The organism is Bradyrhizobium sp. ISRA430, from assembly GCF_029909975.1.
GTDB lineage: Bacteria > Pseudomonadota > Alphaproteobacteria > Rhizobiales > Xanthobacteraceae > Bradyrhizobium.
Genome location: NZ_CP094516.1, coordinates 5702412 through 5728285, shown reverse-complemented (window position 1 = coordinate 5728285; position 25874 = coordinate 5702412). Strand labels below are relative to the sequence as shown.

At 64.3% G+C, this 25874-nt stretch carries 25 protein-coding genes and 1 pseudogene; 12 read left to right on the top strand and 14 right to left on the bottom strand.

Translation table 11 applies throughout. The annotated features are described in order from the left end of the window. Positions 1–159: 159 nt before the first annotated feature. Both MTX21_RS27220 and MTX21_RS27215 read left to right on the top strand, forming a co-directional pair. Positions 160–288, top strand: coding sequence for a hypothetical protein (locus MTX21_RS27220; RefSeq protein ID WP_280967737.1), 129 nt, complete (start codon positions 160–162; stop codon positions 286–288). Continuing rightward, the gene (locus tag MTX21_RS27215) at positions 266–3862 is read left to right on the top strand and encodes a PAS domain S-box protein (protein ID WP_280967736.1); all 3597 of its coding nucleotides are present in this window, start codon (positions 266–268) and stop codon (positions 3860–3862) included. Before MTX21_RS27220 ends, MTX21_RS27215 begins: the two co-directional genes overlap by 23 nt. Positions 3863–4029: 167 nt before the next feature. Here MTX21_RS27215 and MTX21_RS27210 read toward each other — a convergent pair whose 3' ends face one another. Further along, positions 4030–4665: a response regulator gene (locus MTX21_RS27210; RefSeq protein ID WP_280967735.1), complete on the bottom strand. Its 636-nt coding sequence runs from the start codon at positions 4663–4665 to the stop codon at positions 4030–4032. 153 nt (positions 4666–4818) lie between these two features. Here MTX21_RS27210 and MTX21_RS27205 point away from each other — a divergent pair, with 153 nt between their 5' ends. Next, on the top strand, positions 4819–5151 hold the full coding sequence (locus MTX21_RS27205) for a hypothetical protein (RefSeq protein WP_280967734.1): 333 nt from the start codon (positions 4819–4821) through the stop codon (positions 5149–5151). A 10-nt stretch (positions 5152–5161) separates the two neighbouring features. Here MTX21_RS27205 and MTX21_RS27200 read toward each other — a convergent pair whose 3' ends face one another. From MTX21_RS27200 to MTX21_RS27175, 6 genes are all read right to left on the bottom strand, one after another. Continuing rightward, entirely contained in the window at positions 5162–5665 is a 504-nt protein-coding gene (locus tag MTX21_RS27200) for a response regulator (RefSeq protein WP_280967733.1), read from the bottom strand. Positions 5666–5805: 140 nt separating this feature from the next. Continuing rightward, positions 5806–6123, bottom strand: a complete 318-nt coding sequence (locus MTX21_RS27195; protein WP_280967732.1) for a PilZ domain-containing protein — start codon at positions 6121–6123, stop codon at positions 5806–5808. 2 nt (positions 6124–6125) lie between these two features. Beyond that, entirely contained in the window at positions 6126–7007 is an 882-nt protein-coding gene (locus MTX21_RS27190; RefSeq protein WP_280967731.1) for a protein-glutamate O-methyltransferase CheR, read from the bottom strand. A gap of 47 nt (positions 7008–7054) precedes the next feature. Further along, complete coding sequence (locus tag MTX21_RS27185) at positions 7055–7441, bottom strand: response regulator (RefSeq protein WP_280967730.1); 387 nt, start codon at positions 7439–7441, stop codon at positions 7055–7057. 33 nt (positions 7442–7474) lie between these two features. Beyond that, positions 7475–7948 (bottom strand): chemotaxis protein CheW, encoded by a 474-nt coding sequence (locus MTX21_RS27180; RefSeq protein WP_280967729.1) that lies wholly within the window; start codon positions 7946–7948, stop codon positions 7475–7477. Between the two features lie 21 nt (positions 7949–7969). Then, a complete protein-coding gene (locus MTX21_RS27175; RefSeq protein WP_280967728.1) occupies positions 7970–10774 on the bottom strand; it encodes a hybrid sensor histidine kinase/response regulator in 2805 nt (934 codons plus the stop codon). A 1235-nt stretch (positions 10775–12009) separates the two neighbouring features. On the opposite strand from MTX21_RS27175, the gene MTX21_RS27170 reads away from it, so the two are divergent. From MTX21_RS27170 to MTX21_RS27160, 3 genes are all read left to right on the top strand, one after another. Continuing rightward, positions 12010–12705 carry a Crp/Fnr family transcriptional regulator gene (locus tag MTX21_RS27170; protein ID WP_280971169.1) on the top strand — a complete coding sequence of 232 codons (696 nt, stop codon included), beginning with the start codon at positions 12010–12012 and terminating at the stop codon, positions 12703–12705. 156 nt (positions 12706–12861) lie between these two features. Further along, positions 12862–13239 carry an Hpt domain-containing protein gene (locus MTX21_RS27165; protein ID WP_280967727.1) on the top strand — a complete coding sequence of 126 codons (378 nt, stop codon included), beginning with the start codon at positions 12862–12864 and terminating at the stop codon, positions 13237–13239. Positions 13240–13336: 97 nt separating this feature from the next. Continuing rightward, positions 13337–13585, top strand: a complete 249-nt coding sequence (locus MTX21_RS27160; protein ID WP_280967726.1) for a hypothetical protein — start codon at positions 13337–13339, stop codon at positions 13583–13585. Between the two features lie 52 nt (positions 13586–13637). On the opposite strand, the gene MTX21_RS27155 is transcribed toward MTX21_RS27160, so the two are convergent. Next, a complete protein-coding gene (locus MTX21_RS27155; protein WP_280967725.1) occupies positions 13638–14264 on the bottom strand; it encodes a helix-turn-helix transcriptional regulator in 627 nt (208 codons plus the stop codon). Positions 14265–14603: 339 nt separating this feature from the next. On the opposite strand from MTX21_RS27155, the gene MTX21_RS27150 reads away from it, so the two are divergent. From MTX21_RS27150 to MTX21_RS27135, 4 genes are all read left to right on the top strand, one after another. Next, the gene (locus tag MTX21_RS27150) at positions 14604–15764 is read left to right on the top strand and encodes a hypothetical protein (protein WP_280967724.1); all 1161 of its coding nucleotides are present in this window, start codon (positions 14604–14606) and stop codon (positions 15762–15764) included. Positions 15765–16085: 321 nt separating this feature from the next. After that, positions 16086–17417: an MFS transporter gene (locus MTX21_RS27145; RefSeq protein WP_280967723.1), complete on the top strand. Its 1332-nt coding sequence runs from the start codon at positions 16086–16088 to the stop codon at positions 17415–17417. A gap of 212 nt (positions 17418–17629) precedes the next feature. Continuing rightward, positions 17630–18055, top strand: a complete 426-nt coding sequence (locus tag MTX21_RS27140; RefSeq protein WP_280967722.1) for a hypothetical protein — start codon at positions 17630–17632, stop codon at positions 18053–18055. A gap of 286 nt (positions 18056–18341) precedes the next feature. Further along, positions 18342–19556, top strand: coding sequence for an EAL domain-containing response regulator (locus MTX21_RS27135; protein ID WP_280967721.1), 1215 nt, complete (start codon positions 18342–18344; stop codon positions 19554–19556). A gap of 41 nt (positions 19557–19597) precedes the next feature. Here MTX21_RS27135 and MTX21_RS27130 read toward each other — a convergent pair whose 3' ends face one another. Beyond that, a complete protein-coding gene (locus tag MTX21_RS27130) occupies positions 19598–20461 on the bottom strand; it encodes a DMT family transporter (protein ID WP_280967720.1) in 864 nt (287 codons plus the stop codon). 161 nt (positions 20462–20622) lie between these two features. Here MTX21_RS27130 and MTX21_RS27125 point away from each other — a divergent pair, with 161 nt between their 5' ends. Beyond that, the gene (locus MTX21_RS27125) at positions 20623–22002 is read left to right on the top strand and encodes a PLP-dependent aminotransferase family protein (RefSeq protein WP_280971168.1); all 1380 of its coding nucleotides are present in this window, start codon (positions 20623–20625) and stop codon (positions 22000–22002) included. Positions 22003–22054: 52 nt separating this feature from the next. Here MTX21_RS27125 and MTX21_RS27120 read toward each other — a convergent pair whose 3' ends face one another. The 5 genes and pseudogenes from MTX21_RS27120 to MTX21_RS27100 form a co-directional block, all read right to left on the bottom strand. Continuing rightward, on the bottom strand, positions 22055–22288 hold the full coding sequence (locus tag MTX21_RS27120; RefSeq protein ID WP_280967719.1) for a hypothetical protein: 234 nt from the start codon (positions 22286–22288) through the stop codon (positions 22055–22057). Positions 22289–22373: 85 nt separating this feature from the next. Continuing rightward, positions 22374–22856 (bottom strand): annotated as a pseudogene (locus MTX21_RS27115) (NADH-quinone oxidoreductase subunit B family protein); the annotation flags it as partial. A gap of 526 nt (positions 22857–23382) precedes the next feature. Beyond that, positions 23383–23829 (bottom strand): DUF2267 domain-containing protein, encoded by a 447-nt coding sequence (locus MTX21_RS27110; protein ID WP_280967718.1) that lies wholly within the window; start codon positions 23827–23829, stop codon positions 23383–23385. Between the two features lie 102 nt (positions 23830–23931). Continuing rightward, entirely contained in the window at positions 23932–25116 is a 1185-nt protein-coding gene (locus MTX21_RS27105; RefSeq protein WP_280967717.1) for an MFS transporter, read from the bottom strand. After that, a complete protein-coding gene (locus tag MTX21_RS27100; protein WP_280967716.1) occupies positions 25113–25490 on the bottom strand; it encodes a hypothetical protein in 378 nt (125 codons plus the stop codon). Before MTX21_RS27100 ends, MTX21_RS27105 begins: the two co-directional genes overlap by 4 nt. A gap of 79 nt (positions 25491–25569) precedes the next feature. Between MTX21_RS27100 and MTX21_RS27095 the strand changes: the two genes are divergently transcribed. Continuing rightward, the gene (locus MTX21_RS27095) at positions 25570–25872 is read left to right on the top strand and encodes a PadR family transcriptional regulator (RefSeq protein ID WP_280967715.1); all 303 of its coding nucleotides are present in this window, start codon (positions 25570–25572) and stop codon (positions 25870–25872) included. The last annotated feature ends 2 nt before the right edge of the window (positions 25873–25874 follow it).

The following is a 25874-nucleotide window of genomic DNA, read 5'->3' as shown; positions in this document are numbered from 1 at the left end:
CAGGTATACACCAAGGCTGCGACGCAATATCGGGCCGCGCGGGGCGGAAGGCCGCCGAAGCGCTTGCGGGCCGGGCAGAATCCGCGCAACAATTTCGCACTTGATGCGTCGACTCCAACCATCGAGTTGGACCTCCTATCGGGCTCGGAGGACTGGAATTTGGCCAACCTCCTGATCGTGGATGACGATCCGGCCGTGCAGATCGCGACCCGGCTCATCTTGGAAAGGACAGGCTGCCTGACGGCGGTCCGGCTGGAGGCTTCCGATGTCAGCACCGGCTGCCGATGACAAAGATCTTCGTTCTGTTCCAGGTCAGAACGGGCGCGGCCATTCGGCAAGCGGTGCGAATGACCCCATGACGCTCGCAACGCGGCTCGCCATCGCGATGATCCTGCTGGTGGCAGTGACCGTGGCCGCAGTCGGCTGGCTCGGCTATCACAACCTTACGCAAGCCGTCATTCCACGGGTTCTGGAGCGCGTCGAGGTCCAGTCGCGCCTGTTGGCGACCAATCTTGAATCCTACGTTGCGGGAGCTCGCGGCGATCTCCTCGGCTATCGCTCCGCCGCAGCCATCAACGGCCTGATCCGCGCTCACATCGGCGGAGGCATTGACCCGCTTGACGGCGTTTCGGAGCAAACCTGGCGCGAGCGCATCGCGGCGCGGCTCGCGGCCGAGATCGAGGCCAAACCCAGCTATGGGCAGTTTCGAATCATCGGTCTCGACGACGATCAGCGCGAGCTGGTCCGCGTCGATCACTCCGGCCCGAACGGGGCGGCACGAATCGTCCCCAGCAACGAACTGCAGCGCAAGAGCGAGCGAACCTACTTTCAGGAAACGATTCGACTGGCGCCGGGCGAAATCTATGTTTCGCCGATCGATCTCGCCACCCGCCAGGGGGGCACCACGACCTCTCACATTCCGAATCTGCGGGTCGCGACGCCATTATTCACGGCGGACGGCAAGCCGTTCGGTATCATCATCGCCAATATCGACATGCGTCCGGCACTCGACCGAGTCCGCGCGACTGCGGGCTCGGGGGAAGAGATTTACGTCGTGAATCTGCGCGGCGACTATCTCGTCCATCCCGATCGCGCACGAGAATTCGGCTCATTGCGCGGCCACCCCACCGACTGGCGCAATGACTTTCCATATTTTGCAACCCTGGCCGGCACGCTGGAAGGATCCACCCAGCTCATGACCGACGGGTCAGGCCGGCCGAGCGGCGCCGCGATCGCGCCGACGCTGCTTGCGGGCAAGGAATGGATCGCAATCATCCAGACAGTTCCTCCGTCCGTGTTCGATCGCGTGCCGGCGGCCATTCAAAAAACGTCCTCACTGGTCGGCGTGCTTGCCGTCCTCGCCGCGGCCTTGCTCGCCGTGTTCCTGGCGCGTTCATTGACTCGCCCGATCGGGCGCCTGACCGCGGCGGTGGAGGCGATCGGCAGCGGACGGCCGGCGGACATTCCCGTCGACGCCAGCGGCGAGACGGGCGTGCTGGCACGGGCCTTTGCCCAGATGGTGGAAGAGACGCGGGCGAAAACAGCCGCTCTCGAACGCGAGGTTCAAGAGCATCGCCGCACCGAGGCCGCGCGGAGCCATCATGCAGCGCGCGAGCGCTTGTTCAGCGCCGCTGTCGAATCATCCGACGATGCGATCGTGATGCAATCGCTTGATGCCATCATCACCGGCTGGAATCCTGCCGCCGAGCACCTCTATGGCTACTCGGCGGACGAGGCGATCGGCAAATCCACCTCGATCATCGTGCCGCCCGAGCGCCGCGAGCAGGGCAAGGACATTTTACGGCGGATCGCGCGAGGCGAGCCGATCGAACGCTTCGAGACGGTGCGCCTGCGCAAGGACGGCACGCCGGTCGAGATCTCGCTCGGCCTTTCGCCGATCAGGGGGCCCGATGGCGAGATCATCGGAGCCTCCGGCTCCGCGCGCAGCCTCACCGAGGCACGGCGGACCGAGCGGGCGCTCCAGCAGCAGCTCGAGGAACGGCGGCAGATCTTCGATGCCTCGCAGGACCTGATCATGATCATGAATTCGCAAGGTGAGGTGGCGCAGATCAGCCCGAGCAGCGAGGCCATCCTTGGCTATCGGCCCGAGGAGATGATCGGTCGCACCGGCGTCGACTTCATTCATCCCGACCATCTGGAGCAAGCCCGCGAGGAGATGCGCGCACTCCGGCGCGGCGAACACCCCAGACTCGGCGACACCCGCTGCCTCCACAAGGACGGGCACGAGGTCTGGCTATCGTGGCTCGGCAACTGGTCCGAACAGGCGAGGCGCTTCTTCTTCGTCGGGCGCGACATGACCGAGGCGCGGCTCGCGCAGGAATCCCTGCGCGAAAGTGAACGCCTCGCCCGCAACATCGTCGAGACCGCGCTCGACGCCTTCGTCCAGACCGACGAGGCCAGCAACATCCTGAACTGGAACTCGCAGGCCGAGCAGCTCTTCGGCTGGCGCCGCGACGAGGTGATCGGCAAGAGCACGATCGACCTGATCGTCGCCGAGGGCGATCGCGACAGGATCCGGGCCGGGCTGAAGCGCTTCCTGGAATCCGGCGACGGCAAGACGCTCAACCGCCGCCGGGAGCTCGTGTGCCGGCGCCGCGACGGCAGGGAGTTCAAGGCCGAGCTGAGCGTCACGGCGCTGAAGCGCCGCGAGGGTCTGCTCTTTAACATCTTCTACCGCGACCTCACCGACAAGATCGCGGCCGAGGAGCGCATCCGCCATGCGGAGAAGATGGAGGCGGTCGGCCAGCTCACCGGCGGCGTGGCGCACGACTTCAACAACATCCTCACCGTCATCACCGGAACGATCGAGATCCTGGCGGGGGCGGTGGAGAAGGAGCCGCAGCTCGCGGCCATCACCAGGATGATCGACGAGGCCGCCGCCCGCGGCGCCGAGCTGACCCAGCATCTGCTCGCCTTCGCGCGCAAACAACCGTTGCAGCCGCGCGAGATCGACGTCAATGCGCTGGTCATCGACACCGCGAAGCTGTTGCGGCCGACGCTGGGCGAGCAGATCCAGATCGAGTCCGTGTTCGAGGACGAGAGCTGCGTGGCCATCGTCGATCCCAACCAGCTCACCACCGCGCTGCTCAACCTCGCGCTCAACGCCCGCGACGCCATGCCAAGCGGCGGCAAGCTGATCCTCGAGACGGGCGGCGCCTATCTCGATGAGGTCTATGCCAGCGTCAACGACGTCCGGCCCGGCCACTACGTGCTGATAGCGGTCAGCGATACCGGCACCGGCATCCCCGCCAACATGCTGGCGAGGGTCTTCGATCCCTTCTTCACCTCGAAGGGACTCGGCAAGGGCACCGGCCTCGGGCTCTCCATGGTCTACGGCTTCGTCAAGCAGTCCGCGGGCCACATCAAGATTTACAGCGAGGAGGGCCACGGCACCACGATCAAGATGTACTTGCCGCCCGGCAAGACCGCCACGGCGGTCGGCGAAGGTGTGACGCCGGCGACCATCGAGGGCGGGCGCGAGACCATCCTCGTGGTCGAGGACGACCGGCTGGTGCGCGACTACGTGCTGACGCAGCTCCATTCGCTCGGCTACGTCACCCTGCAGGCGGCCAACGCTGCGGAGGCGCTCGCGATCGTCGCGGCCGGCAAGCCGTTCGACCTGCTCTTCACCGACGTGATCATGCCGGGCAGGATGAACGGGCGGCAGCTCGCCGACGAATTGCAGAAGACGCGGCCCGGCCTCAAGGTGGTCTACACGTCGGGCTATACCGAGAACGCGATCATCCATCACGGGCGGCTGGATTCAGGCGTGCTGCTGCTGGCAAAGCCCTATCGCAAATCGGATCTCGCACGAATCCTGCGCAAGGCGCTGGAGGGATAATTCTAATTTGTGCCTCCGACAGTCCAATGCGTCATTCGGGGTCCGAGCGGAGCGAGGAAGCGCGGAATCCATCGGCCGCAGAGTACGTGGATGAATGGATTCCGGGTTCGCGACTTCGTCGCGCCCCGGAATGACGAACATGGATACTGCGGTGACGTCGATTGAACCTACGATGCGCGCTGGGCCGCGGTCATCACGATACGGATCAGATCGGCGGCATTGCGGGCACCGAGCTTCTTCATGATGTTGGCGCGGTGGTCCTCGATGGTCCGCGGGCTGATCCCGAGCGTACGGCCCGCTTCCTTGTTGGAGGCACCGGAGGCGAATTGCTCGAGCACTTCGCGTTCACGGCGGGTCAGCGGCTCGCGTCCGGGGAAATGCAACGAGCCGAATTTCGGCGACGCGTTCTGCGCCTGCCGCCGTGCATAGGCGCCGATCGCCTCTTCCAGCCGGCTCACGATCTCGCTGCCGCGAAACGGCTTCTCGATGAAATCGAGCGCGCCGTTCTTGATCGCGCTCACGGCCATCGCGATGTCGCCCTGACCGGAGATCATGAAGATCGGCGCCGGATAATCCTCGCCATGCAGCTCCCTGAGGATATCGAGGCCGGACTTTCCGGGAATGTGCACGTCGAGCAGGATCGCAGCCGGTGTTCGGCTTCGCGCGACGGAAAGCAATGCTGCGCCATCTGCAAAACAGATCACCTCATAGCCCGCCGCCTTCAGCACCATCGAAAGGGTGTCGCGAACGGCAGGGTCGTCGTCGACCACGAAGATCTCGCCACGAGAGGTTTGTTCGGCCATGTGCCACGTCCATTTGGCATTAAAGGACTCGCGTCCGCGCCACCGTTTTATGGCGTCCGGCGCGGATTCGCCGCTCACCCGTATTTGTACGGGACATGGACTTAACGCACAAGTAGCGGCAAGGGGCCTATTTGCAGAGGATGGAGAATATCCATGCTAAATTCTGCTAGCACGCCTCTCGTCACGATGCTCGCATCCGACAGCTATCAGTTGATCGCTGCGGACCTTCGCTCTCTGATCGCGCGGATCGAGATCAGCATGCGCCTGATCGACGCAGCGATGTCTCACGACGACAATCGCGACGCGGCGGGTTCCACTGACGTTTTCGTGCTGGACGACATCACTCCGCGCTATGCCACGGCGAGCGCGGCCCTCAATGCTTGCCGGGCGGAGCTCAGCGAAGCGCTGCAATGCCTGTCGGAATCCGGCGGCCCGGCGGAGATCGCGGTCAGCGCGACGGACCTGCCGCATCTGACCGCAGAGTAAGTTCCGCGTATCAGGCGCGGTGGCGCGACACGATCGCGTCAGTGGCCACGCCGCCCCAGGTGTGGATCGCCGGCAGCCCCATCGCGGTCTTGCCGAGATTGGCGAGGCTGATGCGCAGCGCGGCCAGATCCAGCGGCTTCGGCAGGCTCTGCAGCTCGATTCCGACGGAGCGGGCAAAGCTGCGGGCGGCGCTGCGACGCTTGCCGTCCATTCCGCTGACGACGATCACCGAGCCTGAGAACTTCGCCTCCGCCATCTCGCGCAGCACATCGATGCCGTCGCCATCCTCCAGCACGAGATCGAGCGTCACGCAGTCGAAGCGCGCGGACCGGAGTTTCTGGATCGCTTCCGCGACCGACGGCGCCACCGTGACCTCATGGCCGGCCTGCTTAGCGGCGACCGTGATCAGGCTGCGCTGCGTGGCATCGTCGTCGACGACCAGGAGCTGAAGCGCGCGCCGCTCGGCGACATCGGGCAGATTCGACGGGATGGGGGAGAGAGAGCTTCTTGGCATTTCCGTACCCTGCGATTTGAGACCGGCAACTGATACACGGCTCGCGCTTAGGCCGCGTAAAGCCGCTGCAGAGAATTCACTCGGATGTTTTAGCAAATGTGAAGCAACGATCCGGAAGGAGACACGAGACGCGCGCGGGATCAAGCCGCGGCATCGTGGCCGCCGCCCGCGCCGCGCTTCTTCCTGTTCTTGCCGCGCAGGAACTGGATGTCCATTTCGGCGCCGTTAACACGCACCAGCTCGCAGCGACGATAGGCGAGCCCCGTGGACGACAGCAGCAGGAAGAACTCCTTCAGGTTCAACCCCTGGATCGAGCCTTCCACCGTGAGGATGGCGTCGGTGTCGGAAATCGCGTTGAGCTTGCAGTCGCGGCGCCAAGTGCCGTCGATGGCCATGATGCAGACATCATAGCCGCGACTGAACGTGACGCGCTCCGCACCTTTTCCATCCTCGGCCATGCTTACAATCCTGCTATCGCCGCCATGCGCGGTGCTGCGCCGGCGAGCGCCGGCCTGCCGGCCGCCACACGGCCGTCATTGGGCTTGTAGAGACCGCGGCGCTCCGCAATGGGCCTGAAGGCATCGGTCAGTCCGACCACGGTTTCCGCGGCCCCCAGCACCAGGAAGCCGTCGGCTTCGATCTGGCGGGCGAGGCGGTTGAAGATGTTGATCTTGGTGTCCTGATCGAAATAGATCAGCACGTTGCGGCAGAAGATGACGTCGAACGTGCCGAGCTGCGCGAAATCGTGCAGCAGGTTGAGCTGCCGGTGCTGGATCATCGCACGCAGCTCGGGATTGATCTGCCAGGTCTCGCCGATCTGCTTGAAATGTTTGACCAGCATCTGGATCGGCAGGCCGCGCTGCACTTCGAACTGGCTGTAGATGCCGGCCTTGGCCTTCTCCAGCACCTCCTGCGACAGGTCGGTCGCAATGATCTCGACGCGCCAGCCGGTGAGCACGGCGCCCATCTCCTTCAGGCACATTGCCAGCGAATAGGGCTCCTGCCCGGTCGAGCCGGCGGCGCACCAGATGCGCAGGCTGCGGCGGCCGGCGCGCGCCTTGAGGACTTCCGGCATGATGGTGTCGCGGAAATGGTCGAACGGCACCTTGTCGCGGAAGAAGAAGGTCTCGTTGGTGGTCATGGCTTCGACCACGCTGGTCGCGAGCGCACTCGATCCCAGGCCCTGCAGCTTCTGCACGAGCTCGGTGATGCCCGAGAGCCCGGCCTTGCGGGCGAGCGGCAGCAGGCGGCTTTCGATCAGATATTGCTTGTCTGCGGACAGGTCGAGACCGGAATGATCCCTCAGGAACTTACGCAGATACTCATACTCGGTCGGGGTCACGGATAGCCTCTCGCAAGCTTTACTGGGAACACTCGGTCCGGAGATATTCAGGCAAAGGCTTGTCCGACCGGGATCAAGCCGACTTCGGCGAACTTGTCGGCGATGATGTCTTTGTCGAACGGCTTCATGATGTACTCATTGGCGCCGCCGCTGAGCGCCTGGGCGATGTGGGCCACGTTGTTCTCGGTGGTGCAGAACACCACCTTGGGCTGGTCGCCGCCGGGCAGGCGGCGCATGTGGCCCATGAACTCGAAGCCATCCATCACCGGCATGTTCCAGTCGAGCAGCACCGCATCGGGCAGCTTCTGCTTGCAGATCTCGAGCGCCTTCGCGCCGTCCTCGGCCTCGGTGACTTCGAATTGCAGACCTTCCAGGATCCGGCGCGCGATCTTGCGCACGACGCTGGAATCATCGACGACCAAACATGTCTTCATTTTGGTTCTCCGGCTTCGATGTGTGTTGGGGGTTCACGCAGCCATCTGCACTTTGGTTTCGAGTTCGAGGACGCGATCGACGTCGAGGACGACCATGAGCTGTCCGTCGAGGCGATGGACGCCGCCGGCGAGCTTGGCCATGCGGGGGTCGAGGTTGACGGGGTTGTCCTCTTTGCTGTCCTCGAGCAGGCGCAGCACCTCGCCGATCTGGTCGATCAGGAGGCCATAGGATTCGCCGCGCAGGTCGACGCCGACCGCCATCGGCACCTTGCCGTCGTCGGCCTTGGGCAGCCCGAGCCGGGCGCGCATGTCGATCACGGTGACGATGCGGCCGCGCAGATTGAGCACGCCGGCGATCTCGCGCGAGGCCAGCGGCACGCGGGTGACGCGTTCGGGCATGAACACGTCCTGGACGCGGGAGATCGGCAGGCCGAAGAGCTGGCCGCCGATCATCGCGGTGACGTACTCGACCATGGCGCCTTCGCTGGACTGGGTCTTGCTGCTCATCTTGCCTATCTCCTTGCCGCTTTACGCCGCCGCCCGGCTCAGCTCGGCGGCGCCGGCGGCGGTGGCGGTCTGTTCCTTCAGCGCCGCGATCAGGCCGGGGCGGTCGAACTTGGCGACATAGTCGTGGAAGCCGGCCTGGCGGCCGCGCTCGATCGCCGCCGGCGAGACCAGCGCCGACAGGCCGATGATCGGCATCGCGGCGAGATTGTGGTCGGTGCGCAGCGCCTCGGCGAACTCGAACCCGTTCATGTCGGGCATCTCGATGTCGGTCAGCACCACGTCGAAGCTCTGGCCCGCGCGCAGCGTCGCGAGGGCCTCCTGCGCGCCGGCCGCGGTGCGGACCCGGTAGCCGGCGGCTTTCAGCACCGGGGCCAGCATGTTGCGGAAGAACGCTGAGTCGTCGACCAAGAGCACCGACTGCGAGGCCATCGACGGCTTCATCTCCTTGCGGGTGAACCAGTCGGCGAACGCCATCGGCAGGAAGTGGCCGACATCGATCACCTCGGTGGCCTGGCCCTTGATCACGGCCGAGCCCAAAATGCCGCTGCCGGTGCCGCCGACCTCGATGTTGAGCCGTTCCTCGACGATGTCGATGATCTCGTCGACGACGAGGCCCATCGAGCGGCCGTCGTCGGCGAACACCAGGATCGGCTGCGCGCCCTGCGAAGCGATGCTGACGCCCTCCATCGCGACCAGCGGCATGAGCTGCTCGCGGTACTGCACCATGTAGCGGCCGTTACTGAACTCGATCTTGTCGGCGGGCAGCTCCTCGAGGCGGGTGACGAGGCCGAGCGGCACCGCCTTGGGCTGGCTGGTGCCGGCGCGGAACACCAGCAGCGAGGTGGTCTGCTCGCCAGTGCCGATGTGATGGGCGGCGGCGTCATCGGCCATGTCGTGGGCCGAGGCGCCGGCGGCGCCGAGCGCCTTGGCGATGCCGTTGGGGTCGATGATCATGATGACGGCGCCATCGCCCAGAATGGTGTTGCCGGAGAACATGTCGATGTGGCGCAGCTTGGTCGACATCGGCTTGACCACGATCTCCTCGGTGTGGAACACGCCGTCGACGACGATGCCGAAGGTCTGGCTGCCGACCTGGGTCACCACGATGAAGCCGTTCTCGGGATCGCTAGCGGCGCCGTCGTCGATCTTCAGGAGCTTCTTGAGGTGGATCAGCGGCAGCAGCTTGTTGCGCAGGCGCAAGACCGCGGTGTCCTTGATGCGCTCGATGCGGTGCTCGGAGTTGGCGCGGGCCCGCACCAGCTCGACCACGGACAGTTGCGGGATGGCGAAGCGGTCGCCGGCGGCCTCGACGATCAGCGCCGAGACGATCGCCAGGGTCAGCGGGATCTTGATGGTGACCGAGGAGCCCTCGCCGGCGACCGACTTGATGTCGATGGTGCCGCCGATCTGGTCGATATTGGTGCGCACCACGTCCATGCCGACGCCGCGCCCCGACACCGAGGTGATGGCGGCCGCGGTGGAGAAGCCCGGCGCGAAGATGAACTTGTGGATCTGGGCTTCGCTCATCTTCTCGAGCTCGGCCTCGGTGACGAGACCGCTAGCGAGCGCCTTGGCCTTGATCTTCTCGGTGTTGAGGCCTCTGCCGTTGTCGGCGATGCAGATGATGATGTGGCCGCCCTCGTGATAGGCCGACAGGCGGATGGTGCCCTGCTCGCCCTTGCCGGCCGCGAGGCGCTCGGCCGGGGTCTCCAGGCCATGATCGGCGGAGTTGCGCACCATGTGGGTGAGCGGATCCTTGATCAGGTCGAGCACCTGGCGGTCGAGCTCGGTGTCGGCGCCGTGCATCTCGAGCTCGATCTGCTTGCCGAGCTCGCTCGACAGATCGCGCACGATGCGCGGCAGCTTCTGCCAGGCATTGCCGATCGGCTGCATCCGCGTCTTCATGACGCCCTCCTGCAGCTCGGCGGTGACGTTGGACAGCCGCTGCAACGGCACCTTGAACTCGGTGTCCTCGTTGCGGCGGGAGATCTCCAGGAGCTGGTTGCGGGTCAGCACCAGCTCGGAGACCATGGTCATCAAATGCTCCAGCGTGTCCACGTTGACGCGGATCGACTGGTTGGCGACGCGGTCGCCCTCGGCGGCGGTCTCGTCGGCCATCGACCTCTTGGGCGCGGCCTTGGCGGCGGGTTTGGCAACCTCCTTGGCGGTCGCGTTGGCCGGCGCCGGCTCGGCCTTAACGTCGGCCTTAACGTCGGCCTTGACGTCGGCCTTGACGTCGGCCTTGGCGACCGGCATCGGCACTTCGATCGCGGTCTCGCGGAAGGCGCGCTCGAGCTCGTCCAGCGACACCTCGCCCGGGCGCAGCGGACGCTCCAGCGTCTGCGCGACCAGCGCGCCGGTGGTCATCGCCGGCGCGGCGGCGGCCGGGGCGTCCGGCGCCAGCGGCGGCGCCTCAGTGACGGGCGCACTCCCCGCCGCCATCGCCGCCATGCCCTGCGCGACCATCGCCTCCAGCTTCTCGATCAGGTCGCGGTCATTGCCCTCGGGCTCGGCCTCGGTGGCCTCGAGCCCGGCCAAAATCTCCTTGATGCGGTCGATCGAGGACAGGATCACCGTCACCGCTTGGCCCGTCACCGGCATGCCGTCGCGGAACTTGCCCATCAGGGTCTCGCCGGCATGCGCCAGCGCTTCCAGCCGCGGCAGTCCCAAAAATCCGCACGTCCCCTTGATGGTGTGGACCAGGCGGAAGATGTTATCCAGGATCTTGGCGTTGTTCGGCTCCTGCTCGAACTTCACCAATTGATTGTCGACGGTGTCCAGGCTCTCGCTGGTCTCCGTCAAAAACTCCCGCAACAGATCATCCATGAGGTACGCCTTACTAACCTGGACTTTCGTGGCCGGCTTGTCGGCCCTTGATCCCGTCCGCCGCTAGGCGTTTCGAGACCGGCACCTTCCAAGCGGAGGGTATCGCTGACGATGCTCGAGCCGCGCTTAAGGATCGGCGGAAGCCCTCTCCTGGATCGTTAGACATCCCATTTCACGGTCCCGTTAATTTCATCCTCCGTGCTAATACGGATATTGAATACAAGTCCTGCCTTCCCCTGCGCGGCGCGACGTTGTCGAGCCGCCAGCGGCAGACTTTTGCGGAGGTGACGGGTTCGGTAAAGGCGCCGCTAACAACTGTATGCTGCGCGCGCGAAAGCAGCGGTCGTGAATGACGATGTGCGCTGCTCGCACGAGTTGACTCAAATCGCGCGCAATCGGCGTTGCATTCGAGAGACGCTCCAGGCGAAGAGGCGCCGCGCTATCTGCCCGGGGCAGTAAACCAATGCTTACCGCGAGCGCACGACCGGCAATGACGCATTAACGCAGGCGTGCTCGCAATGGAGCCCCCGATGTCACATTGCATCAGGCACTCGTTGATGACAGTGAGCAACGCTTCCGGCGCGAAGAGCTTGCGCAAGCAACGGGCGGCGCGGATCTCGAGCATCGTTCAAAGACTGACATCACACGGAGTAGCGAGCTTGCTGTGTTTCGCTGGCATGAAGCGCCATTGCAGCTTTTTCCTGCGCATGCGCACAGGAACTAGCGACGCGCGAAAGCCAATTGGGGCGCCACGCTTTTCCCGCCGAACATGCGACAAGCTGTCTGCCGTTTAGCGGGCATATGAGGTACACAACCCTTGTTGTTATCTATTAATTCATGCAACCATATGACGAATGGCTTGCGGCACCCGATTGCCCCGCCGGTGGGCTGTTTTGTCAGGGATTCGAATGGTGAGAGAAACTGTCCTAGATGAGGCTGGCTTTGCGTTGCGGCATATCCACCTCTCGCTGGACATGACACCCTGCGATTGCCATTTCGTGGCCAAGGGAGCATCACGGACCAGGGCAGCGAAGAGCATGACACACCATCCGGTCTCATGCGGACGCGCAACGACGCCGTATCAATCGACAGCCTGTGCATACACGGACACTTTGTACCAATTGCCAATATATCCCGGCCGGACCATGGTGGAACTTGCACGTGCAGCGGAATAAGGCGGGGACTTCGCGTCACGGATTCTTCGGCGGAAGAAACGGAGGCAGCTTTTGGAAACGATGGGGCGCCCATCCAACGGTTTCCTTTCCGCGCTGTCGGCAGACGACTATGAATTGATCCGTGCCCACCTGCGCACGGTCGATCTGCCGCACGACGCCGTTCTGGTCGAGACCGGCGAAGTCCTCAGGCGCGCCTACTTTCCTCACCGCGGCGTCATTTCGCTGGTCGTGAAGCTCGCCAAGGGAGAGCATGTCCAGGTCGCCATGATCGGGCGCGACAGCCTGCTCGGAACGCTGTCGACGATGGGTGAGCCATACGCGCTGAACACCGCGATAGTCCTGCTGCCTGGCGTCGCATCCACGATGGATCTCGACAGGTTGCGCGCCGCGGCCGACCAGAGCAGCACCCTGCGGTCGCTGCTGACCCGCCATGGACTGGCGGTCTATGCCCAGGTGCAGCAGACCGCGGGCTGCAACGCCGCTCACCCCGTCGAAGCGCGGCTGTCGCGATGCCTGCTACACACCCACGATCTGTCGGGAGACCACCGGCTGCTGCTGACGCAGGAGGCGCTGGCGCAGATGATCGGTGCGCGGCGCAACAGTGTATCGCTTGTCGCCAACAGCTTGCAGCACGCAAATTTCATCCAATACAGCCGCGGACACATCCAGATCCTCAATCTGGAGGGGCTACGCCAGACGGCGTGCGAGTGCTACGGCACGGTGAAGGCTCAGTACGACAGACTGCTGGGCAGATGATCGGCACCAGCGGCCTTTGGTAAACTGGCGGCTAACAATGGCCTGCAAACACCAACTGTGTTGCTACCGGAACTGAAATTCCCGTGTCGTAGACAGCAGGAAGCGCCGCGCCCGTTGTGGGCCGCGCATCCAACCGCGACCGGAACAGACAAAACCGTGCTTGAAGCCACATTCGCGACCACGTCGCACGACCTCGACACCGAGCCTCTGCGCGAGCCGACCGCGTTCGATGCGCTCGTGCGCGAGATCGGCGAGGACGGCGCCCGCGAAGTGCGCGCCGTGTTCTGGAGCGATACTTCCGCGCGGCTAAAACTGTTCCGCACGCTCGCGCCCGCTGCGCACCGTGCCAGGATCGAGCGCGAAGCGCATTCGCTGAAGAGCACGGCGAGGTCATTCGGCTATCTCCGCCTCGCGGCGCTGGCACTGGCGCTGGAGCGTAGCGCGGCGGCGCTCAGCGACGATGGGTTCGGCGATCTCATCGCGCAAATGGATCTAGCCTACGCCGCCGCGCTGGCGCAGGAGCAGCCTGGCTAGCCACCCAGCGTGCAAACCCGCCGTACTTCTACGGTTTGGGATTTTCATACCTGGCTAATCATAGATGGCGATAGTCGCGGAAACCAGGAGGGTTTCCATGTTCACCTACGAGACTGCGGACCAGAAGGAGGTCCGTCGCTTCCGCATCGCGCAGTTCAACGGCCGGACGGCGACCGTGAAAACGGGCGGGTCGACGGTGACCGGTTTCGTGCGTTCGGTGCTGGAGCAGGAGTCCAGCGTGCCCCCGCGGTGGATCATCACCATCATCCCGAGTGCGCCGAAGGAAGAGGCCAAGCCGCAGCGGCCCAGCCTGCGCGGGCGCCCTTTCGCCGAAGATTATTTCTGAGCGCCATCGGGCTGACCTTCCGCCGCGGCGCCCGGCGGCGCAGACAACCGCCTCAATCGATCGAATGCAGCAGCGCGGCGCGGACGAGATCCGCCGTGTTGCGCGCGCCGAGCTTGCGCATGGCCTCGGCCCGATGGCTCTCGAACGTGCGCGGGCTGATCTGCATCCGCAACGCACCCTGCTTGTTCGAATAGCCTTCGCTGATCAGCCGCAGCACCTCGCGCTCGCGCTTGGTCAGACGCTTCTGGCCCGACACGCCGGAGAACGCGGGTCCAGCAATGCTGCGGGACGCCTGCGACGACCGGCTCGCCTTCGACTCGACATCCTCGGGCGCAGCCGGCACGGGCAGTGCATTCTTCAGTGGACCGGCTAGCTGCTTGACCAGGCTGCAAACGCGCTCGGTCTGCGTCAGCGCATTCTCCACCACCCGCTGCAAATACGCACGGTCGCCGGAGGCCGGCGAGAGCTGATCGCTGTGATGCTTGATCTCGCCCATGTAGAGCAGGAGTGCGGTCAGGGGACCGTTGAGTTCGCGGGCGATCGCGGCAGCCATCTCGTCGGCGGCCTTGGCGCGGGCGGCGTTCAGCCGGACGAGATCGAGCTCTTCATGCGGAGAAGCGCCGCTTTCGTACCATCCCGACGGCCGCGAATCGGCAGCCGTATCATCCTCGTGCCCCATACGAATCGTTTAGCGGAACCGGGGGCGGTCTGTGGTTAACTTTTTGCTCCGTAAGACTACGGTAATTTTGGCAGCTTTGTGCTGAAACACCGGCGCGGGCACAATTTGTGCTTGCGAGACGCCGACCCCGGCTATGCAATGGTTGATGGATTTGCCCAATTGCTAGGCAATCGGGCGGGTATCCTTAACGGCCGATCCAGCCGGGCCCACGCTCAACCCCGGACTTTACGGATTAATTAACGGCAACTTGCTTCTCTTAGCCACGGTTGAGAGCGCGCGAATGCCTCCACGCATGGGGGCCACACGGCCTGCAGGAAACGCTGCGGAAGATTGCGTGCCATGAACGAGATTAATCGGCTGTGGGAGTTCTTGCAGAGGCTGACGCCGCTGTCGCGGGAGTGTCTGCTCAGCGAGCTTGAGCGGTTGGAGCTGTGCGGCATCGACATGCCGGGCTCGGCCGACATCCAGGCCCGGCTACGCGCCGAGTTCCGCAAGGGATCGAACCAGGCACGCGCCACCAATCCCTCGCGCTATTTCTTCGCGCCGCTCGAACTGTTCCTCATGGACGGCGCGCCCGAGCACACCAATGCGGGACGAATCTCGCGCAACACGCTGACCCCGATCTGGGAGTGGATCTGCCGCGACCTGCTGCCGACCATGGCACGCGATTATACCAAGGCGATCAACGACCAGGTTGCTGCCAACAATCCGAAGGAGGTGCTGAAGATCGCGGCCACCTTCCAGACCAAGGTCGTCAAGGTCCTCGAGAACACCCTCGCCTCCGCGGAGGGCACCGAACTCGCACGGAGCAAGCTCGCACAATACACGGCCTCGCGCACCGCCTTCGACGACGTGAGAAAGATGCTGCAAGTGCTGCGCGCCGGCGCCGCGCTGCCGAAATTCAACGAGAAGCTGCCCCAAACTATCTCGAAATTCGACGATGGCCAGGTCGCCAGGATCACCGCGCAGCTCGACGCCTTCGGGAAATCGCACACCGAAGCGCTGCCCTTTGCACTGGCGCTGGTGGCCCGGCGCCTGAAGACGTCATGGGAGCTGGTACGCCTCGCCACCAAGGCCGCCGCGAGCAAGAGCGTCACCGATGTCGCCGCCACGCCCTATGCCTGCGTGGTTCCCATGGTGCTCGACCGGCTCGACGACAAGCGCCTCGCGCTGCGGATCGCACTCAGGCACAATCGCGTGCTGGTCGCCCGCGACCTGCTCGCGCAGATCTACGATCTCGAATACGCGCTCAAGGTCCGCATCGACGGGATCGAGCCGTCGGAGTGGGGTATCCGCCTGCAGCAGTTGATGGATGCGATCGCGACGCTGGTGTCCGCCGAGGTGAGCCGCTTCCCCGCCAATGTCGGCCACATCCTCGGTTCGCGCCGCCTGCGCAGCCACGATTCGCTCAGCGGCAAGCTGACCTATCTGGCCTGGAAGGGACGTGACGTGGTGCAAGACGGTGCGGCGGCTTTCCGCAAATTGATCGGTCAGACCTGACGGTTCAACGCGCTACTGCGGGGCGCGCGGCAGACTGAGGAAGCGATCGGTAAATCGCCCTGACAGCACGAACCAGAACCACCACGCAATCATTCGCCGCGTCGTCATTGCTGCGATCCTTCGACAGCCCACCACCGGCTACCGAAATCTATAGCGCAGGTGCAGCAATGCGCGTGTGAGGTGCTTCACATTTGCCGCGACCGGCCGTGCCTAAGGCAGGTGGGGGCAACCGTCATGGAACCGTCGTGCCGGGTCGGAAGTTTTTTCATCAAAACAACCCCATGCACAGTAGGGGGCGCCGCTCCAGGAAAGGCTCCCGCCATGTCCCTGTCCCATGTCGACCCGGTCTCACTGTCAGACAGCGAGCACCAAATTCAATTGCGCCGCGCCGTGATCGCCTCCACCATCGGCACGGCCATCGAATGGTACGACTTCTTCCTCTATTCGACCGTCACCGGGCTCGTCTTCGCAAAACTGTTCTTTCCGCATTCCGATCCGTGGGTTGGAACGCTTGAGGCCTTTGCGATCTATGCCGTCGGCTTTGTCGCGCGCCCCGTGGGCGCTGCGATCTTCGGTCACTATGGCGACCGCATCGGCCGCAAATCGACGCTGATCGCCACCCTGCTCCTGATGGGCATCGCGACCTTCGCGGTGGCGCTGGTCCCGACCTATGAGAGCATCGGGATCTGGGGCGCCGTGATCCTGACCATACTGCGCTTCATTCAAGGTGTCGGCGTCGGCGGCGAATGGGGCGGCTCGGTGCTGATGTCGATGGAATGGGCCCGCAACGATCATTCGCGCGGACTGATCGCCTCATGGCCGCAATTCGGCGTGCCCTGCGGGCTGTTCCTGGCAAATCTCGCCGTGCTCGCCTTCAGCCAGATGTCCGGCGAGCAGTTCCTGTCCTGGGGCTGGCGTATCCCGTTTGCGCTGAGCCTCATTCTCGTGGGCGTCGGCCTCTACATCCGGCTCGGCATCTTCGAAACACCGGTGTTCTCGAGGCTGGTCGCCGAGCAAAGAGTCGAGCGCACGCCGATGCTCCAGGTGATCAAGGAGCATCCGAAGGAGATTCTGCTCTCTGCCTTTGCCCGCATGGCCGAGCAGGCGCCGTTCTACATCTTCACCGCGTTCGTCTTCTCCTACGGCATCGGCACACTGCACGTCTCGCGCGATTTCCTGCTCACCGCAGTGCTCGCGGCCTCCGTGCTGTCCTTCGTCTCGATCCCCGTGTTCGGCCACCTGTCCGACCGGATCGGACGCAAGAACATGTACCTCATCGGCGCGGTCGTGACCGGCGTGTTCGGCTTCATCTACTTCCGCATGCTCGATACCGGTTCGCATCCGGTGATCTTCTTCGCCATCTTCCTGTCGCTGATCCCGCATGACATGATGTATGGCCCGCAAGCCGCCCTGATCGCGGAAAGCTTCACCGGACGGCTGCGCTACAGCGGCGCCTCGCTCGGCTACCAGCTCGCTTCCGTGATCGCCGGCGGCCCGGCGCCCCTGATCGCCGCATGGTTGTTCGGCGCCTTCCAGTCGGCAACAGCGATCGCGGTCTACATCGCGCTCTGCGCAGTGATCTCCGTGATCGCGACGGCCGCGATGACAGACTACACCGGCAAGAACATTTCGGGCGAATACAGAACAGGCTGACGCTGCGGCGAGGATGTGAACAAGCACGACATCAGCCACGTCAATCCTGAGGTGCGGGCATAGCGAGCCTCGACGGATGAACGGCCCTGCGGCAGCCGGGCCGTCGCCCTTCGAGGCTCGCTTCGCGGTGCGCACCGCGGCTCGTACCTCCAGCGACATTGGCTTCGCCAATGCGCGGGGGTGACGGATCACTTAAACGAAGGAGTTCTCAGATGGGACTGAGCAGACGACTCTTGACGGCGGCCGCATTGCTGGCCGGCGCGCTGACGCTGAATTCAACGACCATCGCGCAGACGACGCCGCCGCAAGGCAACGTGGCGCCGACGGCCGACAACGCCGTCCTGCTCACCGTCTTCTTCAAACACGACCAGTCGCGCCCGCTGAACGAGCTGAACGCGCAGCTCGAGAAGCAAGGCTACTACAAATCCTTCCCGCCGGCGGGCGTGGAGGTCGTGAGCTGGTACGTGATGATGGGCATCGGCCAGGTGATCACGCTACGTTTGCCGGCATCGAGGCTGCGCGAGGTCAATCGCATCATCGAGGACAGCGCATGGGGGCCTTATCGCACCGAGTTCTATCCGACATATGACTACAAGGCGGTCGGCATGGCTCAGCACGAGAAAGCCACCGGCAACTGATACCGCCGTTATTGATTTGGGCGAGCCGCAGTCGACGGCGTCCGATTGCAGGACACCGGGTGCTTCCGTGCGCGCGCGACAGGTCGACAAAATTGTCGTTGAATTGTCGCACCGTTCGGCTCAGCGCGCCTCCAATCGTAAAATCTTCTCCGCGAAAATGCGTACAATTTTACACATGATGGCGGCTTTAACGTTACCCGGATAATTCAGTGATCATGCTGAAGCTCTCCATATTTGAAACCGCCCGCGCCGTTAACACAGTGTCACGGAACGGGAGTGGTGTGAGATGGACGACGGGCTTGTTGAAGTCGCCGGGCGAAGGCCTGTAACCTTCGGACGACGGAAAGTGACGCCGCGGGCTTGCGTGGCCGATGGCAAGCGCCATCTGCGCGCCTTCCTGAGCGAGGTGCTCGAGGACCTCGGCTTTATCACCAGCGAATGCGCCAGCGCGGACGAGCTGCAAGTCGTGCTCGCAAACGAATTGCCGGACCTGATCCTGTTCGGCGTTGCCGCCGACGGCATCGAGCCGGGCAAGTTTCTGGAGACGCTGGTGCGCGAGGCATTTGGCGGCAAGGTGCTGGCCGTCGGCGCTCGCGAGTCGATCATCCTGAAGGCGGTGCAGCAGGTCGGCGAGGAATATGGCCTTGCGATGCTGCCGTCGCTGACGACGCCCTTCGGCGCCGAAACGCTGCGCGAACGCATCGCGATGCTGCTGCCGGAGGAACCGGCGCCGAGCCCGGCCGTGTATGTCGGCGAAGCACTGCATGCGGGCTGGCTCGAGCTCTGGTACCAGCCCAGGATCGAGGCGCGATCGCTGGTCCGCTGCGGCGCCGAGGCGCTGGTACGGATGCGGCATCCGACCTGGGGCGTGGTGCCGCCGGCCTATTTCATCCCCGAACCACACGATCCGCATTTCCGCGAGCTCTCGGAGTTCGTGATCGAGCGCGCCATGCAGGACTGGTACTATCTCATGGAGCAGCAGAGCACGGTCGATCTGTCGATCAACCTGCCCGCCTCGTATCTGACCGAGCCGCAAGCCGTACGCGATCTCTGCCGCCGCGTGCCGAACCATCCCGCCTTCGGCGGGCTGACCGTCGAGATCGACAGCGACGAGGCTATCCGCGATCTCGATGTCCTGGTCGAGGTCGCGCGCGAGGTCGGTCTTCACAACATCGGCCTGTCGATCGACAACCTCGGCGCCAATTGGCCGGCGCTGATGGGCCTGGACAGGATCCCCTTCGTCAAGCTGAAGGCCGACCGGCAGTTCGTCACCGGCTGCGGCAATGACCGCCTGAAGCGGACGGTGTGCCGTGACATCGTCGAACTCGCCAAGGGTTACGGCGCTCGCACCGTGGCCGAGGGGATCGAGAGCCGTGCCGACCTCATGGCCGCCAACGAGCTCGGCTTCGACCTGGTGCAGGGCTTTCTGTTCGGCAAGCCGATGCCCCTGAAGAAGTTCGCAAGGAGCGCGCTGACGCGTGTGGTGATGGGGAGAGACTGAGGCGCCTGCCTCAGTGATGGGGAGAGACAGAGGCGCCTGCCTCACGCATATCGCCGCGCGCAGGCCACGCAGACGACCACGAGCGCGGTCGCGGCGATCATGCTCCATGCGATGGGCTCGTTCAGGAGCACGCCGGCGAGCACGAGGCCGAGGAACGGCTGAACCTGCTGAAGCTGACCGATACGCGCGATGCCGCCGATCGCGAGCCCGCGATACCAGAACACGAAGCCGACGAACATGCTGAAGACGGAGACGTAAGTGAGCCCGATCCAGGCGGGCGCGCCGATGCCCGTCCATGTCGACGGCCAGGTCAGAATCGCGACCGGCACCATCAGCGGCAGCGCCAGCAGCAACGCCCAGGAGATCACCTGCCAGCCGCCAAGCCGGCGCGACAGCGCGGCGCCTTCAGCATAGCCGAGCCCGCACAGCACGATCGCGGCCACCATCAGAAGATCGCCGCTGAGCGACGCCGAGCCGTCATTCGACAAGGCAAAGCCCGCGACCGTGACGCTGCCGAGAATCGCGAACAGCCAGAACAGCGGTTGCGGCCGCTCGCCGCCGCGCAGCACGCCGAAGATTGCGGTCGACAGCGGCAACAGGCCGATGAACACGATCGAATGCGCCGAGGTGATGTGCTGGAGCGCGAGCGCCGTCAGCAGCGGGAAGCCGACCACAACCCCGATCGAAACGACCACAAGCGAGGCGAGATCCTTGCGCTGCGGCCGAGCCTGATTGAGCAGGCCTAGCAGAGCCGCACCCAACAGCGCGGCGATGACCGCGCGCGCCGAGGTCAGGAACAGCGCGGAGAAGCCGCCGACCGCGACGCGCGTCGCCGGCAGCGAACCGCTGAAGATGATGACGCCCAAAAGTCCGTTGCCCCAGCCGCCGCCGCCCGCAGATTGCATGTCGCCTCGCATTTCCTGGAGGCCATTCTCGGCGGCCCCCGGTGGCGAGGCCAGCGACAATCCAGTACAATCCCGCAAAACTGTATCGATATGGAAGGTCATACACTTTGGATGCCGCGACGCGAAAGAGCGGCCGGCGCGGAACGCGCACCGCCGAGGTGATGGACGCGATCCGCGCCAAGATCGCAGGCCGCGCCCTTGCCGCCGGGGACCGCCTGCCCTCGATCCGCAGTCTTGCTGCGAGCATGCGCGTCTCGCCCTCCACCGTGGTCGAAGCCTATGAGCGCCTCGCGGCCGAGGGCCAGATCCGCGCCCGCCGCGGTTCGGGCTTCTATGTATCGCCGACCGTCATGCCGCCGCTGGCGCTGAGCGAGGTCGAGCCGCGCCGCGACCGGGCCGTCGATCCGTTCTGGGTCTCGCGGCAATCGCTCGATGCCGATGCCGCCGCGCTGAAGCCGGGCTGCGGCTGGCTGCCGCCGGACTGGATGCCGGAAACCGCCTTGCGCCGCGCCGTCCGCGCGCTCGCGCGCGCCGATGATGGCTTGTTGACCGATTACGGCAGCACGCACGGCGCGCTGGCGCTGCGCCGGCTCCTGATCACGCGCCTTGCCGACGACGCGATCGCGGCATCGGTCGACCAGCTCATGCTCACGGGCTCGGGCACGCAAGCAACCGATCTCGTCTGCCGCATCCTGTTGCGGCCCGGTGACACTGTGCTGGTCGACGATCCCTGCTACTTCAATTTTCGCGCGCTGCTCAGGGCGCACCAGGTCAAGATCGTCGGCGTGCCCTACACGCCGTCGGGCCCGGACGTCGCGCGCTTCGAGGACATCCTCGCCGCCGAGCGGCCGCGCCTCTACATCACCAATTCAGCGCTGCACAACCCAACCGGCGCGACGCTCTCGCTTCCGACCGCGCACCGGCTGCTGACCGCAGCCGCAGCGCACGACCTGACCATCATCGAGGACGACATTTTTGGCGATTTCGAGCCGGAGCGATCGCCGCGCCTCGCTGCGCTCGACGGGCTCAGCCGCGTGATCCGCATCGGCAGTTTCTCCAAGACGCTCTCCGCCTCGGTGCGGTGCGGCTACATCGCCGCGCGCGCCGACTGGATCGAGCATCTCGTCGACCTCCAGGTCGCGACCAGCTTCGGCGGCCCCAGTCCGGTCGCAACCGAAATCATCGCAAGAGTCTTGGCCGGCGGCGGCTACCGCAAGCACATGGACGAGCTCAGGCAGAAGCTCGCACGTGCAAGGCGTGACGTGGCGCGAAAACTTCAGGCCTTGGGCATCGAGCCCTGGCTGACACCGCGCGGCGGCTTCTTCCTCTGGTGCCGCCTCGCCGACGGCCAGGACGCGACGCAAATTGCCCGCGCGGCGCTGCAGGAGGATGTCGTGCTTGCGCCGGGCAATGTCTTCAGCGTGTCGCAGACGGCAGCGAGCTTCCTGCGGTTCAACGTGGCGCAATCGAACGACCCGCGGATGTGGGATGTGATGCGACGGGCGTTGAAGACGACCTCCCGGCAACGCGAGGCGCGTTAGGCCTTGGGCCGGGGTCTGGCCAAGTTCTTAGGCCAAGGTCTCGGGCCAAGGTCTACGAGCGATCGGTGAGCCCGGTGACACCATCTCTGCCGGCGCAGTGATTGCAGCAGTAGATGTTGCCGCCGGCCTCAAGCCCGTGACCAAGCACACGCGTTCCACACGTCTTGCATCGGGGTGCCAGCGCCTGGATCGCGCATTCAAAGCTGTCGTAGACGTGGCTGTCGCCCTTCATGACGACTTGAAAGGCTTTGTCGTAGTCATTGCCGCAGGTTTCACATCTTGGCATTCGGCTCTCTCCATCAAAGCCACGGCTCGTCTGGCTCTGCGCAAACGATCTCCAAATTTGGAGCCACGCAACACGGCCGCGGGGTCTATCGCACTATCGTGCCCGTTCGTCTGATCTTCTTCTGAAGCAGCATGATCCCGTAAAGCAGAGCTTCTGCGGTCGGAGGGCAGCCGGGCACGTACACGTCGACGGGAACGATGCGGTCGCATCCGCGCACGACAGAGTACGAATAGTGGTAGTAGCCGCCGCCATTGGCGCAGGAGCCCATTGAAATGACGTATCGCGGCTCCGGCATTTGGTCGTAAACCTTGCGAAGCGCAGGCGCCATCTTGTTGCAGAGCGTTCCCGAGACGATCATGCAGTCCGACTGCCTTGGCGACGCGCGAGGGGCGCATCCAAAGCGCTCGACGTCGTAGCGAGGCATGGAAACCTGCATCTGCTCGATGGCACAACAGGCCAGCCCGAACGTCATCCACATCAGCGACCCGGATCGAGCCCATGTGACGAGGTCATCGAGTGGCGCGACAAAGTAGCCGCGGTCACCGAGATTCTCGTTCACGTCGTTCCACGATGTCGTGGTCGCATCCATCATCGGGGCCCATAAATCGGTTCGAGGCCTGTTTGCGGCCCAACCAACATCACCGACCGCGGTTGCTATTTTTCTCGGGTTGGCGCGACGATTTTCTGGATTTCCGACAGCAACACTAACCTATGTAAGGGGATGTATAATTCGCAAGAGATCTATGCGGGACGCCCCTTCGCCGGTACCCGCGATGCACCTAACGCGCCAGAATGAGGATCAATACCCCGAGCACAAGGGCGCCAATCAACCCGGCCAAGAAGATTGCGCGTCTCGCTGGCGTGCGAAGAATGATCTCTCCGCCTCGCGCCTTTTCCGCCGGATAGGGCTCTTTGGGCGGAGGAGGCGGCTCTGCTGGGCCTTCACGAACCATATCGTAACAACGCGCGAGCCGGACTTCGTTCCTCTTCGGCATGCCCGCTACACACGATTGCTCCTGATCCGGCCCCGGCCAATCGGAGGAACCTGTCTCGTCCCGACTGGGAGACGGACGAGGCGGCGTTGTCGACGACGACTAGGCACGTCCGGCGGGCGCCGGATCATCCCAAAGCGCACGCACCTCTTCAGGCAGCGCTTCTCTCACGTTGGCCGCCTGGCCAGAAGTCAGATGCCGCGACAGAACGTGAAAGACGGCGCGCAGCGCGTCCTTCGAGTCGACTGTCTTGGTGAACCGCATTTCGGGCTCCATCGTCTTCAGGAACTCATCGAGTGTGCGGGCATGCCCTGGCAGTTCCGATGGGCGAAACTGGTCATAGTAGATGCCGCGAACGAGGAGCGGCAATTGGGACCCCAAGTGCGCGGCAAGGCCGAGCGGCAGGCGATCGCGGATGGCCCGCAGGATCACTCCAAGCACATGCCATGAAAGTTGGGCATCGAAACCGGCATCTTGCTCGATTTCCTTCAACCAGACATGGGTGGTCTGAAACGTGCTTTCGAATGCGGGGACGGCGGAGGAACCCATGATGACCTCCTTGGATTCTTTACTCTTGCGAACCCAACCAGCAGGTCGATGCGCCGTTCCTCCGGGCGCGCCGCTGTCTTTTCGGATTGGCCCGCGCAATCCTTACCGCGAAATTTCCTGCCGACGCCTCGCCCAAACGAATATCGGCACGGAGGCGAGCTGGGCAGCGATCGAGAACACGATCATCGTGATGCGGTAGCGCTCGTAGAGGACTCCCGTTGCAGCGCTGCCGACGAGCCAGCCGACGCCGTAGCCGGCGTAATAAAGCCCGAATGCGAAATTGCGTTTCCCCTCCGGGAGAACTTCGGCGACGATCGCCTTGAGCAGGGTATCCTGGGTGGCGTAGCCGATGCCCCAGAGCAGCATGCCGAACAGCACCAGGTAAAAGCCCCCCAGAAACACGAATGGCGCGAACGCTGCCGAGATGGAGACCGCCGTGATGACGATGGGCAGACCGAAGCGATCGTAGAGTTTCCCGAAGGCGAGGCTCGCAAGGACGCCGAATCCTGTCGAGATCGCGAGCATCAACGGGATCCACTGCTCCGAGGCGACTTTCGACTTGGACAGATGATAGGAGATCAGCTCGAAGCTCATCAGTCCGGCGGCAAACAGGGCGCCGGCCAGCATATAGAGCCAGTATGCCGGCGTCAGATCTTCGGCAGGCGCCGTGCGCCCCTGCTCGAGACGGGATGGAAGCGGAAAGTTCACGCGCGCGACCACCAGCGCGATGAGCGCGGCCATCGCCGAAATCAGCAGGAGCGCGTATCCGGTCCGGTAATCTCCCGTCAAAAGCAATACCAGCGCGATCAGGAGAGGGCCAAGAGTCGCGCCGATCTCGTCCAGCGCGGTGTTGAGCGCGTACACCCATCCCTTTCCCAGTTCGTTGGTGGTGTAGGAGAGCATCGCTTCGACGGTGGGCTTGCGCAGCGCGCGCCCGATGCGCTCGGCCAGGACGAGAGCCGCCGCGAACTGCCAGCTTCCGGCGAGCGCCATCGCTGGGACGGCGAACAGGTTGATGACATAGCCGACGAAGGTGATCAGCCAATATCTGCCGGTTCGATCTGCGGCATATCCGGCCGGCAGGCGCAGCGCATAGCCGAGAAACTCTCCGAGACCCGCCGTGATGCTGACGATGGCGGCGCTTGCGCCCAGCGAGGCCATGAACGGACCGTTGATGCTCGCGCCCCCTTCGTAGGTGATGTCGCCGAAGAGATTGACGACACCCGTCGTCAGCACGAAAACGAAGGCCGGCGACGAGAAGCCTGACGGGGCGCGGGGCCTGGTCATCGGGGCGTGAACTGGTCGAGCTCGTGGATTCCCATCTCTTGCTCCAGTCGAGCGACGCGGGCCACCATCTTCTCGAAGTCGCCCTGCCCGAACAGTTCGTGCTCCTTCCTCTCGAACTCCTTCGCCATGGCATCGTATTGGTTCGACGACACGACATCCCTGAGCTTCGGGAACAGCTCGGCATCCTCGCGCGCCGCGTGGGGCCGATACATCGCGATGACGGTGTGCATCGATGCGCCGAGCAGTACAAGGCCGCGCCGACCTGGATTGATCATCGTCTTGCGCCTTCCGGCCGATGCCGGGGATCCCGGACTGCGGTGCTCGCCATGCACGGTCTCCTGTCTGCTGTCATGTCCGGCGCCGCCCGGGCGCATTGGATCGCTCCGGAGAGCTGCGGCGTTAACGGCTGCCCGCCGGGGCCGTTCCAATTACGAAATCCGATAAAGGAGGACCATGAGGTTCAAGGATCTGCTGAGCGGCTTCATACGACTGCACATTCTGCATCATGCTGCGGAACACGAGATCTATGGCCAGTGGATCATCGATGAGCTCGCGGGGCACGGGTACCGCCTCAGTCCCGGCACGCTGTACCCGTTGCTGAACGCGATGGAGCAGCGGGGATATCTGAAGTCCCGCAAGCAGCGCGCTGGCCGCACCGCCCGAAAGCTCTACCGGGCCACCCCGCTCGGGAAAAAGGGACTCGCGTTGGCGAAAGCCCGCCTGAGGGAGTTTACCGGCGAAGCGATGAAGGAGTAGCG